The organism is Pseudoalteromonas sp. 19-MNA-CIBAN-0066 (genome assembly GCF_040308705.1).
GTDB lineage: Bacteria > Pseudomonadota > Gammaproteobacteria > Enterobacterales > Alteromonadaceae > Pseudoalteromonas > Pseudoalteromonas nigrifaciens.
In genome coordinates, this window is the sequence record NZ_JBEONZ010000007.1 from 48,493 (window position 1) to 60,557 (window position 12,065).

At 41.7% G+C, this 12,065-nt stretch carries 12 protein-coding genes and 4 tRNA genes; 7 read left to right on the forward strand and 9 right to left on the reverse strand.

The genetic code is table 11. The features are described from left to right. Positions 1-45 precede the first annotated feature (45 nt). Both AAEZ18_RS06455 and AAEZ18_RS06460 read left to right on the forward strand, forming a co-directional pair. A complete protein-coding gene (locus AAEZ18_RS06455; RefSeq protein ID WP_011329529.1) occupies positions 46-1,044 on the forward strand; it encodes a WD40 repeat domain-containing protein in 999 nt (332 codons plus the stop codon). Next, positions 1,031-1,246 (forward strand): SlyX family protein, encoded by a 216-nt coding sequence (locus AAEZ18_RS06460; protein ID WP_011329530.1) that lies wholly within the window; start codon positions 1,031-1,033, stop codon positions 1,244-1,246. The genes AAEZ18_RS06455 and AAEZ18_RS06460 overlap by 14 nt, the downstream gene beginning before the upstream one ends. 23 nt (positions 1,247-1,269) lie before the next feature. On the opposite strand, the gene AAEZ18_RS06465 is transcribed toward AAEZ18_RS06460, so the two are convergent. Next, a complete protein-coding gene (locus AAEZ18_RS06465; protein WP_041454614.1) occupies positions 1,270-1,473 on the reverse strand; it encodes a YheV family putative zinc ribbon protein in 204 nt (67 codons plus the stop codon). 132 nt (positions 1,474-1,605) lie between these two features. Between AAEZ18_RS06465 and AAEZ18_RS06470 the strand changes: the two genes are divergently transcribed. From AAEZ18_RS06470 to AAEZ18_RS06490, 5 genes are all read left to right on the forward strand, one after another. Beyond that, the gene (locus AAEZ18_RS06470) at positions 1,606-3,528 is read left to right on the forward strand and encodes an ATP-binding cassette domain-containing protein (RefSeq protein ID WP_350594062.1); all 1,923 of its coding nucleotides are present in this window, start codon (positions 1,606-1,608) and stop codon (positions 3,526-3,528) included. Further along, the gene (locus AAEZ18_RS06475; protein WP_089368873.1) at positions 3,512-3,937 is read left to right on the forward strand and encodes a TIGR02444 family protein; all 426 of its coding nucleotides are present in this window, start codon (positions 3,512-3,514) and stop codon (positions 3,935-3,937) included. The genes AAEZ18_RS06470 and AAEZ18_RS06475 overlap by 17 nt, the downstream gene beginning before the upstream one ends. Positions 3,938-4,561: 624 nt before the next feature. Next, complete coding sequence (locus tag AAEZ18_RS06480; RefSeq protein ID WP_011329535.1) at positions 4,562-5,554, forward strand: hydrolase; 993 nt, start codon at positions 4,562-4,564, stop codon at positions 5,552-5,554. Beyond that, positions 5,551-5,805, forward strand: coding sequence for a YheU family protein (locus AAEZ18_RS06485; protein WP_011329536.1), 255 nt, complete (start codon positions 5,551-5,553; stop codon positions 5,803-5,805). The genes AAEZ18_RS06480 and AAEZ18_RS06485 overlap by 4 nt, the downstream gene beginning before the upstream one ends. A gap of 75 nt (positions 5,806-5,880) precedes the next feature. Further along, on the forward strand, positions 5,881-7,074 hold the full coding sequence (locus AAEZ18_RS06490) for a dipeptidase (RefSeq protein ID WP_089368874.1): 1,194 nt from the start codon (positions 5,881-5,883) through the stop codon (positions 7,072-7,074). 389 nt (positions 7,075-7,463) lie between these two features. Here AAEZ18_RS06490 and tuf read toward each other — a convergent pair whose 3' ends face one another. The 8 genes from tuf to murB form a co-directional block, all read right to left on the reverse strand. Beyond that, a complete protein-coding gene (gene tuf / locus AAEZ18_RS06495) occupies positions 7,464-8,648 on the reverse strand; it encodes an elongation factor Tu (protein ID WP_011329538.1) in 1,185 nt (394 codons plus the stop codon). Positions 8,649-8,783: 135 nt separating this feature from the next. After that, a tRNA-Thr gene (locus tag AAEZ18_RS06500) sits at positions 8,784-8,859 on the reverse strand. 12 nt (positions 8,860-8,871) lie between these two features. Further along, positions 8,872-8,946 (reverse strand) — tRNA-Gly (locus AAEZ18_RS06505). A gap of 45 nt (positions 8,947-8,991) precedes the next feature. Then, positions 8,992-9,076, reverse strand: a tRNA-Tyr gene (locus AAEZ18_RS06510). Positions 9,077-9,117: 41 nt separating this feature from the next. Further along, positions 9,118-9,193 (reverse strand) — tRNA-Thr (locus AAEZ18_RS06515). A gap of 117 nt (positions 9,194-9,310) precedes the next feature. Further along, positions 9,311-10,018 (reverse strand): pantothenate kinase, encoded by a 708-nt coding sequence (locus AAEZ18_RS06520; RefSeq protein ID WP_089368875.1) that lies wholly within the window; start codon positions 10,016-10,018, stop codon positions 9,311-9,313. Next, positions 10,015-11,007: a bifunctional biotin--[acetyl-CoA-carboxylase] ligase/biotin operon repressor BirA gene (gene birA / locus AAEZ18_RS06525; protein WP_089368876.1), complete on the reverse strand. Its 993-nt coding sequence runs from the start codon at positions 11,005-11,007 to the stop codon at positions 10,015-10,017. Before birA ends, AAEZ18_RS06520 begins: the two co-directional genes overlap by 4 nt. Next, a complete protein-coding gene (murB, locus tag AAEZ18_RS06530) occupies positions 11,004-12,014 on the reverse strand; it encodes a UDP-N-acetylmuramate dehydrogenase (protein WP_089368877.1) in 1,011 nt (336 codons plus the stop codon). Before murB ends, birA begins: the two co-directional genes overlap by 4 nt. Positions 12,015-12,065 lie beyond the last annotated feature (51 nt).

Sequence of the window (12,065 nt, forward strand, 5' to 3'; positions counted from 1 at the left end):
GTCTAACCTCTCAATCACTAAGAGTTAAGAGGAAATGCTTGTAATATGCCGTTATTTCGTACTTTTTTTATCGTGTTTTGCTGTTTATCGGCCATCGCCTGTAGTGATGAAAAACAACAAGCTGTTGCCAGTTATGAACATGCTGCACAAGGCGCGTTTTCATCGGCGCTATCGCATGATGGTAAATACAGCTTAGTCTCCTCCATTAACCATGGGGTCGCGCTGTGGGATAATCAACAGCAAGCACTTAAATACCAATGGTTTCAGCAACAAGCCCAAGATAGCCTGGTTTATGCCGTTGCTATCGCTTTTGACAACAGTGTGGCTGTTACCGCCGAAAAAACCACCTTTGCGGTATGGGATATTGCCACCGGCGAAAATAAAGGTTACTACAAAATACAAAAATCCAGTATTCGCGATATTGCTATAAGCAACCAAGGCCGTAGCGTACTATACGGGCGCAGCGATGGCGTAGTGGTGTTTATTAACCTTGAAACTGGCCGCCGTATTGAGTTTTTAGGCCACCAAGAAAAAGTAAACACGGTCGATCTTGCCCCTAACGGGCGCTATGCTTTAAGTGGTTCAAACGATTACGTTGCTTACTTTTGGGATACGCGTACAGGGCAAGTGATTCATCGCTTTAACCACCCTACTCGTGTTACTCAAGTTACGCTTGACCCACAAGGTCGCTATGCATTTACGGCCGACAGTATGGCACAAGCAAATGTATGGAAGCTGACTACAGGTGATCTTGTAAGTAAACTGAAGTATATTGCGCGTCAGAAAATTTTTACGGCGGTACGCTTTAACGATCAAGGTGATTTGCTAGCAACTGGGTCGCCTAATAAACGCATTGATTTATGGCAAATATCGAGCGGTGAAAAAATTCAAACTTGGCAAGTGACACCACGCGAAGGCAGTAAGCCTAAATCGGCCGTGGTGCTCGATGTAACATTTACAGATAACGGCAGGTCGTTATTAACCGAAAGCTCCAGCGGTATCGCAGAGCGATTTATTATACGAGAGAATAATGAACACAATTGAACATCGCTTAATGGAACTTGAGGCCAAAGTGGCTTTTCAAGACGAAACAATTGATATTTTAAATGACGAAATAAAAGTTCACCAGCAGCTGTTGGCAAAAATGAAACGCCAAACAGAGCTACTGGCTGAAAAAATTAAAGAATCGCAGTCATCATCATCGATGATGTCAAACGAACCTGAGCCACCGCCGCCGCATTATTAATATGCAGCTATGCAGCAAAGGATTTAATCTCCTGGTTTAAACACGCCTATAACTTGTTCAAACTGGCGTGTTGACGCCTGCACAGCCTGTTCTGGCTGTGCCATTTTATGGCCGCACTCTACACATTCTACTTTTTCTACATCATGCTCTTTGTAAAGCATTAACCTATCCATGGCTTTACATTCAGGACATGTTGCCCCAGCTATAAATCGCTTCTTTTGTTTCACGAGATTTTTCCCACAGTTTGACCTAATGTTATTTTATCGTATTACGTGATGCGTTGATACGGTTGATATGCCCAATACGATCCGTGTTATCATATTGGCAATTCAATTAGGGCACAGTAAAGTAACGCATTTATGATCCAAATCTCAGAAATAGAACTTCTTCGTGGCGGTAAAGCTTTATTAAAAAATGCATCTGCTACGTTATTTCCAGAGCATAAAGTAGGCCTAGTAGGCGCTAATGGTTGTGGTAAATCAACCCTATTTAGCCTCCTCAAAGCAGAGCTACAGCTCGATGGCGGTAACTTTACTATACCTAAAGACTGGTCTATAGCGTCAGTAAAACAAGAAACTCCCGCACTGGAAATAAGCGCAATAGACTATGTACTACAAGGTCATCCGCAGTATTACGCCATGCGTATTGCACTGCGTGAAGCCGAGCAAGCTAACGATGGCGACGCACAAGCTAAAATACATATTCAGCTTGAAAACATTAAAGGCTACAGCATTGAATCAACCGCTGGTGAGCTATTACATGGTTTAGGCTTTGCTAATAACTTAATAGAAAACCCGGTAAGTTCATTTTCGGGTGGCTGGCGTATGCGCTTAAATTTAGCCCAAGCGCTTATTCGCGATGCCGACCTGTTATTACTTGATGAGCCCACTAACCACCTTGATTTAGACGCAGTATATTGGCTTGAACGTTTTTTACGTGCTTATACTGGAACTTTAGTGCTGATATCGCATGACCGTGAGTTTTTAGATGCCGTAGTTGATCAAATTTGGCATATAGATAAACAACTTATCAACGTGTACAAAGGCAACTACTCGCAGTTTGAGCGTCAAAAAGCCGAGCGCATGCTACAGCAGCAAGCCATGTTTGATAAGCAACAAGAGCAAATTGCTCACCTAGAACAGTTTATAACTCGCTTTAAAGCAAAAGCCAGTAAAGCTAAGCAAGCACAAAGCCGCGTGAAAGCACTTGAGCGTATGGAAAAATTAGCTCCAGCACATGCCGACTCACCATTTAACTTTGAGTTTGCCGAGCCAAAAGCATTACCAAACCCACTAATGACAATAGATAAAGCCAAAGCGGGATATGGTGATGTCACCATTTTAAATAATATAGAATTAAACTTAGTACCAGGCAGCCGCATTGCTTTACTTGGCCGAAATGGCGCGGGTAAATCAACGCTAATTAAACTGCTTTCGGGTGATTTAGAGCCTCAAGCTGGCGAAGTTATTCAGCACCATGGGCTAAATATTGGTTATTTTGCGCAGCATCAACTTGAATCTCTTGATTTAAAAGCCAATGCAATAACACATATACAACGACTAAACCCAAAGGCTACTGAGCAATCACTGCGTGATTTTTTAGGCGGATTTGCCTTTATTGGTGATAAAGCGCTTGAGCCAGTAGCACCCTTTTCGGGGGGCGAGAAAGCACGTTTAGTACTTGCCATGCTGGTATATCAAAAGCCAAATTTATTACTACTCGATGAGCCAACCAACCACCTTGATTTAGAAATGCGCCATGCACTTGTTATGGCACTGCAAGGCTTTGAGGGCGCTATGGTTACTGTATCGCACGACCGCCATATGCTTAAAAACACCGCCGATGAATTTTACTTAGTAGATGACGGCAAAGTAACTCAATTTGGTTACGACTTAGATGCGTATTACCAATGGCTGCTTAACGCCAATAAAGAAGCGACTAAAACAGATCAAAGTGACGAAGTAAAAGCTAATTCAGGTATTAACCGTAAAGAGCAAAAACGCCTTGAGGCCGAATTTAGAAAAGCCACGCAACCGCTTAAAAAACAAATTGAAAAGCTCGAAAAGCAACTCGACAAATACGCTGCAGAGCTCAATGAGGTTGAAGTAGCATTAGGTGATAACGAGCTATATTCTGATGACAATAAAGCCAAGCTAAAAGAGTTACTAGCCAAACAAGCCACACTTACACCTAAGCTTAACGACATTGAAGAAGCGCTCCTTATGGCGCTAGACGAAATGGAACAAAAAGAGCAGGCGTTCGCCGATGAACTTGCTCAATAGCGACCATTTTTGGCAATTTTCCTGCACTTTGTACGCAAAGCCAGTGCAACAACAAACCTTGCTGGAGTTACAAAACCAGCAAGGTAAAAACGTTAATTTGTGTTTATTACTCTTGTATTTAGATTCACTAAACTTAGTTGTAAATAGTCAGCAGCTTGGAGTATTAACACAAGTTGTTAATGAGCTCGATAATAACGTGATGCAGCAACTACGCGCAGCACGCAGTTATTTAAAAGTACACCAACAAGCTATTACTGACTATGCAAACATACGCAAAGAGCTGCTTAGCGCTGAGCTCAAGCTTGAAAAGCAGCAACAGCAAATGCTAATAAATGCAGTAAATGAATGTGAATTGGTAGAGTGTACCGAGCCAAATAATATTGAATTATATTTAAAGGCCAGCTTTTAGGTACAAAGCGCCAGAAAAAACAGCTCGCGCATATTTCAATACTTATGAGTCCTACCCTCTTTTACTGCTCATTCTTTTCTCTTTGTGCAAAAGATCTTTAAGTGACTTATTCACAAACAGGTTAAAAGGCGCTGCGCTTTTAGAGGGAAAAATTAAAACCTCTTTAATCCTTATATTCTCAGTGGTCAAAGCTGTTTTCACCTGCTCCCTTTACCCATCTGTTAAACCTAATACCTTCTTCTCAAAACATGATCCAAATCAACTTCATATCGCTCATTATTTCACTTAGGTAAATAACTTGATCTTGATCATAACTGTATCCCTAAACCCAGCTTATGATTAACCCATAGACATTAGGAGGCAAGTTATGGACGTATTCTTCAGAGATTTTTTTACCGACCCAGTACTGTTCTTATCGTTTGGTTTTCTGGGGATCGTTATTAGCTTGTGCCTTTTCTTTGTATACTACTTTATTAAGAAAGTACAAGAAGCAGAAATTCCTGACCAAAATTAAGCACGACGCACAAAGCGCCTATCAGTTTACTGATTAGGCGCTTTTTATTTTCCTAGCCGAAAAATTTGCTACACTAGCGCCTCGTTTATTGCAAAGTGTGTAGTACAAACATGATCCATAAGTTCAAACCCGCATGGTGGATGACCAATCGTCACGTTCAGACCATAATGCCGCGTTTTTTCCGCCCATTTCATCATACTCGCTACCAATTGGAGCAACTTGATACTCCCGATGGTGACTTTATCGAGCTTGCTTGGTCGCTACCGCATAACGAAACGGCTCCTCTTGCTGTGGTACTACATGGACTTGAAGGCAATATAAATAGCTTTTATGCCAAAGGCATGATGAAAGCCTTAAAAAAGCAAGGTTTTGCAGTGGTGCTTATGCATTTTAGAAACTGCTCCACCGAAGTAAATCGCTTACCACGTGCTTATCACAGTGGTGATACCGCCGACTTAAGCTTTTTTATAAACCACTTAAAGCAGCTATATCCAAACCGACCTTTAGTTGCGGTAGGCTTTTCGCTAGGTGGTAATGTATTAGCTAAGTATTTAGGCGAGCAACAGCAACAATGCCCGCTAAGTGCAGCAGCACTGGTATCTGCACCTTATGATTTATCGGCATCATCGGATGTTATTCGAAAAAGTTTAGGTAAAATTTATCAAAAGTATTTACTCGATCGCATGAAAAAATCAATGCAGCGTAAATTGCCACAAATTAAGCAGCAAATATCGATAACTACCGATCAATTAATGGAAATTGACGACTTGTTAGAGTTTGATAATCAACTTACCGCGCCTTTACACGGCTTTGAAAATGCACATGATTATTACCGCCAAGCCAGTGCTATGCCGTATTTAAAACATATAGCGGTGCCAACATTAATTATTCATGCCAAAGACGATCCTATGCTCTCTATAAAGGCCGTACCAAGTAGGCAAGATGTGAGTGAGCATGTTACGCTGCGCATCTCTGAAAAAGGCGGGCATGTGGGCTTTATTAGCGGTAAAAATCCATTTAAGCCGGTATTTTGGTTAGAGCAAGCGGTGCCAAGTTATTTTGGCCAATATGTATTAAATAAAACCAACAAAGAGTCAGTATGATCATTCCTTACGAGCAACTTGATAAAGACACCTTATACAACCTAATAGAAAGCTATGTACTGCGCGAAGGCACTGATTATGGCGAAGTAGAAGCCAGTATTGAATCGAAAGTAAACCAAGTAAAGCTGCAGCTTAAAAGTGGTGAAGCTATGGTGTTTTTTTCAGAACTACATGAGTCGGTAACTATCATTTCCAAAGGCGAATTTAAAGCGCTGCAAAGTGAAGAGCATCAGGCACAATCGTTTGATTAGATACAGTTAACTTTGTAGCACTTGTAACTTTTGTATTGAAAGTACACAATGGCTTTTTACCCAAAGAGCCATAAAATGATAAAACTCAGCACTCTAGTGGTAGCCATATCACTAGCATTAAGTAGCCAAGCTAATGCAACAACAATAACCGCATCAGATAAAGCAATTAAGCTGGCAAAAGACACAATTTTAATTGATACCCATATTGATGTACCTTACCGTCTACACGACAAATGGGCCGACGTTACCAAAGCCACCGACGATGGTGACTTTGACTACCCTCGCGCTATACAAGGCGGTTTAAATGCCCCATTTATGTCGATTTACATTCCTGCTCACTTAGAATTTGAAGGCAAAGGTAAAAGCTATCAACTTGCTAATTTACTTATTGATAGTATGGAAGCAATCGCACAACGTGCACCCGACAAATTTGCAATTGCCAGCTCAACTGTCGATATAGAAGAGCAGTTTAAGCAAGGTAAGCTTTCGATTGCTATGGGCATGGAAAATGGCTCACCTATTGAAGGTGATATGAAAAATCTACAACACTTTTTCGACCGTGGTGTGCGTTATATTACCCTTGCTCATTCGCAAAGCAACCATATTTCTGACTCGTCATACGACATTCGCCGTAAATGGAAAGGCTTAAGCCCTTTTGGTAAAAAGCTAGTTACTGAAATGAACAACATTGGCATGTTAATCGACGTTTCGCACATTTCTGATGATGCGTTTTATCAGGTAATAGAACTCTCTAAAACACCCGTTATAGCCTCGCATTCATCGCTACGCAAATACACACCCGGTTTTGAGCGTAATATGAATGACGACATGCTACTGGCGCTGAAAAAAAATGGCGGGGTTATTCAAATTAACTTTGGCTCAAGCTTTGTTACCGCTAAAGCAGGTAGTTGGGGCAAGCAGCTAAAAAGTACAAAAGAGTCTGCAAAAAAAGAAGGCACCAAATTAAGTAATGATTTTGATGCTGCATATCGCGCTAAAAACCCCTACCCATTTGCCAGTCTCGAGCAGGTGCTTGATCATATTGATCACGTAGTTGCGCTAATTGGTATTGATTATGTAGGTATTGGTTCTGATTATGATGGTGTTGGCGATTCGCTGCCAATTGGCTTAAAAGACGTATCTAGCTATCCTAACCTAGTACAAGGTTTAATGGACAGGGGCTACAGTGATACCGACATTAAAAAGATTTTAAGCGGCAATACACTACGCGTTTGGAAACAAGCCGAAGCGTATGCGAAAAAGCATTAGGCTCTAGGTATCAGGTATCAGGTATCAGGTATCAGGTATCAGGTATCAGGTATCAGGTATCAGGTATCAGGTATCAGGTATCAGGTATCAGGTTAGAAAAACATAACTAACACTAACTTCAATATATAACGCGGCCAATGGCCGCGTGTTTCTATCCTCAACTTGCATAAATCTAAGCCAACAACGCCACCCTCATGCTTTATCCTCGAGGTTCGTAAGCCTCAAACCCACGCTACGACGATAAAGTTAACACCGCTCTGCTCTACCTTAAACCTGAAGCCTCGTACCTAATATCTAAAACCTAATACCTGCAACCTGCACTTTATTACAGGCATTAAAAAAGGCCACCTAAGTGACCTTTTTCTAACAATTAACTTAAACGTTAATTATTACGCTACGATGTTTGCAACAACGCCAGCGCCTACAGTACGACCACCTTCACGGATAGCGAAACGAAGACCTTCGTCCATCGCGATTGGCGCGATTAGAGTTACTGTCATCTTAACGTTATCACCAGGCATTACCATTTCTACGCCTTCTGGTAACTGTACGTCACCAGTTACGTCAGTTGTACGGAAGTAGAACTGTGGACGGTAACCTTTGAAGAATGGAGTATGACGACCACCTTCATCTTTTGAAAGTACGTATACTTCTGATTCAAAAGTAGTGTGTGGCTTGATTGAACCAGGCTTAGCTAGTACTTGACCACGTTCAACGTCTTCACGCTTAGTACCACGTAAAAGTGCACCAATGTTCTCACCAGCACGACCTTCGTCAAGCAGTTTACGGAACATTTCAACACCAGTACAGATTGACTTAGTTGTATCACGGATACCAACAATTTCAATCTCGTCGTTGATGCGGATAATACCAGCTTCAACACGACCAGTTACAACAGTACCACGGCCTTGGATTGAGAAAACGTCTTCGATAGGCATGATGAATGCTTTATCGATGTCACGTTCTGGCTCTGGAATGTAAGAGTCAAGTGCGTTTGCAAGCTCAACAATCTTATCTTCCCACTCTTTCTCGCCTTCAAGCGCTTTAAGTGCTGAACCTTGAATTAGTGGTAAGTCATCACCTGGGAAATCGTATTCTGAAAGAAGTTCACGAACTTCCATTTCTACTAGCTCAAGTAGCTCTTCGTCATCAACCATGTCACATTTGTTCATGAACACGATGATGTAAGGAACGCCAACTTGGCGAGAAAGTAGGATGTGCTCACGTGTTTGTGGCATAGGACCATCAGTCGCAGCTACTACTAAAATAGCACCGTCCATTTGAGCAGCACCAGTGATCATGTTTTTAACATAATCGGCGTGACCAGGACAATCTACGTGTGCGTAGTGACGAGTAGGCGTATCGTATTCAACGTGAGACGTTGAAATTGTGATACCGCGCTCGCGCTCTTCTGGAGCGTTGTCGATTGATGCGAAATCTTTAGCAACACCGCCGTATACTTTTGCAAGTACGTTAGTGATTGCTGCAGTTAATGTAGTTTTACCGTGGTCAACGTGGCCAATTGTACCTACGTTAACATGCGGTTTTACGCGTTCAAACTTTGCTTTTGCCATGACGGAACCTATCAGTTTTGTGTATCTATATTACATATGAAAATAATCCACCATAGGTAGATTAAGTTGATTTTTTCAAATTTCAAATAGTTTTTTCTGACAGATAAAGGAAGCGCTTAAGGAGGTTCTTAAAACTGGTGCTGATAGGCAGAGTCGAACTGCCGACCTCACCCTTACCAAGGGTGCGCTCTACCAACTGAGCTATATCAGCATCACCATAAACTGGAGCGGGCAGCGGGAATCGAACCCGCATCATCAGCTTGGAAGGCTGAGGTAATAGCCATTATACGATGCCCGCGTTAGGAACCTGTTCTTAAAATACCTCTAACCGTCAAGAATAAAGTGGTGGAGGGAGCTGGATTCGAACCAGCGAAGGCTGAGCCGTCAGATTTACAGTCTGATCCCTTTGGCCGCTCGGGAACCCCTCCACGATAATTCTTTACTAATGCACTTTCGGTAAAAAGGAAAGTGGTGCCGACTAACCGAGTCGAACGGTTGACCTACTGATTACAAGTCAGTTGCTCTACCAGCTGAGCTAAGTCGGCACTGCTTTAGTACGGGGCGAGATATTAGAGTAAGCTTTATTGGGATGCAACTATAAAATTAAAATAAATGAGAATTTATTGTTTAAATGCTCACAATTCAGGCAAAAACCGGCTTTTTTATAATTTATTGCTGTTTTCATCTAATTCATACCAATAATTTAAGCCTTTAATAACCAGCATAGGATCAAAAATACTCTCTTTGAATTGCTGTTGTAATAACGAACCATAACCACCGGCAAAAATAATTTGCGTATTTTTATCATTTAAATAAGGTTTAGCTTGGTTAATTGCTCCTATGGTGGCAACCAAGGCACCATTTTTTAAACCATTTGGGGTGTTTATTCCCAGTTGATTAGTAAATGGCGTATTTTCATCATCAAAAACGCGCTGGGTATTTTGCGTTAACGAGCGGGTCATTAAATCAAGGCCAGGTAAAATCCAGCCACCTAAGTGCTGCCCGTCACTATTGAGTACATCAATTGTGGTAGCCGTACCGGCATCAACAACTATGCAGGCCTTATTTGGATACAAGGTAAAACTTGCAATAAGTGCCAGCCATCTATCTATGCCTAAATTATTAAAGTGCTCGTAAGCACAGGTGAGCCCACCTAGCGTTTTAGTTACTTTAGCTTCAAAGCAGCTAATACTATTAAAGGCGGCTTGCGCTAAAATAGCATTAAGTAGCTCACTGCGCCCTACGCAAGCATAAATAACGTGTGTAATTGCATGCCAAGGTAAATTATTTAAATCACATGCCTGAACTTGCTCGTTTTGCCACAGCTTAGCTTTAAGTGAAGTATTGCCTACATCTATGAGTAATTTCATAGTTGCGCCTTTCTGAGCGAAATTTCGCCGCCGTAATAGCTTTTTACTTCACCATCTTGGCGAATACGAATTCCGCCTTGTGAGTCTATTCCCTCACATATTCCGCGCCAACTACGATGTCCGGTATTTAGCTCTACACATTCACCAGCAAATGCATTTAAAGCATTCCATTGCTGATGCATGCTCTGTAAACCGCTTTCACTATACTGCTCTAAACGCTGCTCTAAATGATAAGTAAGCGAGGCAACCAACTGATTTTTATTAAGCTGCTGCGTATGTTGACTTAAATCAGTCCATGCTTGATCAATGTGCTGACTAAAGCTCTCTGGCATTTGTAAGTTAATACCTATGCCTATAACTAACTGACAAGGACCTTGCGGTTGCGCGTCGAGCTCAACTAATACGCCAGCGAGCTTTTGTTTATTGAGGTAAATATCGTTAGGCCATTTTAGCTCTACTTCTATGTTGTATAGCGCTTTAATAGCATCATATACAGCTAAGCCAACCACTATAGATACGCCCATAGCGGCTTGTATGCCATCATCTAAGCGCCAAAAGTAACTATAATATAAGTTGGCTCCAAATGGCGACTGCCAAACCCGGCCCCGACGCCCACGCCCCAACTGCTGCATTTCGGCCACAATAACAGTACCCGATTCAAGCTCAGTTTTTGCTTGTATGCGGCGCATTAGCTCACTATTAGTGGAGTCTATTATGGGGTGTACTTCTACTTTGGCGGTAGTTGCACCTAACGCTTGATAGTGTTGTTGTATTTGCGCTTGGTTTAACAGTCCGACTTGGCTATTTAAGCTGTAACCTTTACCAGTTACCTTAAAAATATCTAAGCCCATTTCTTGTAAGCTTTTAATATGCTTACTAATAGCTGCGCGGCTAATACCCAGTTGCTCGCCTAATACCTGCCCTGAAATAAAACCACCTTGATTGAGGGCATTTAAAATGGCGAGTTTATTCCCATCGGGTGCTTTCATGGCGTTGGATCCGCTGTAATATGGCATTCACTACTGTTATTAATTAAGCGTACTTCGTGCTCTAACATAATGTTGTAACGAGAAAATACGCTGTGTTGAATATGTTTAATCATCGCAATTAAATCGCTTCCTTGGCTTTGGCCGTAATTTACTAGCACTAGGGCTTGTTGTTTATGTACCTCAATACCTGCAATGCGGTAGCCTTTTAAACCCGCTTGCTCTATTAGCCAACCCGCAGCCACTTTATGGTGCTTTGCACCGTGTTTATAATGCGGTAAATCTGCAAAGGTAGTTAATAAAGCAGCTAAACATTGATTAGTAATAATGGGGTTTTTAAAAAAACTACCTGCATTAGGTAAGGTATAAGGATTGGGCAATTTGCTGTTACGTGTTGCTATTACTTGCTCAAATACCGCTTGTGGCGTAACGGCTGCAAGTTGCTGCAGCGGTCCATAACTCAATACCGGCTGCCACCCTTTAGGCAAGGCTAAATGCACAGTAGTGATCACCGCTTTATTTTTTAACGCGTGTTTAAAAATAGAATCGCGATAGCCAAATTCACATTGCGCATTATTTAAGGTATTAAAGGTTTTGTTTGCTATATCAAAATACTCAACCGACTCTACAAATTTAGCCAATTCAACTCCGTAGGCACCAATATTTTGCACCGGCGCAGCACCCACAGTACCGGGAATAAGCGCTAGGTTTTCAAGCCCGGGAATGTTTTTAGCCAACAGCTCGCTGACTAGTTGATGCCAGTTTTCGCCAGCGGCCACGCTAATTAAGTAATCGTTTGCGCGCTCTTTTATTTGTACACCTTGAGTTGCCATTTTAATAACAGTACCGGTGTAATCATTTAAAAATACTGTATTACTGCCCTCGCCTAATAGGCAAAATGGAGGCTTAAAGCTTTGCGTTTTAAGCTGCTCTAGGTTATTAATTTTAACAAATTGTTGGCATTGGCTGGTTAATGCAAATGTATGTAACGTTTGTAATGAGTGCGCCACAAAGCTCTCTAAATATACCGGTAACTAATCGCGTTAGTTTAACGCATTGTC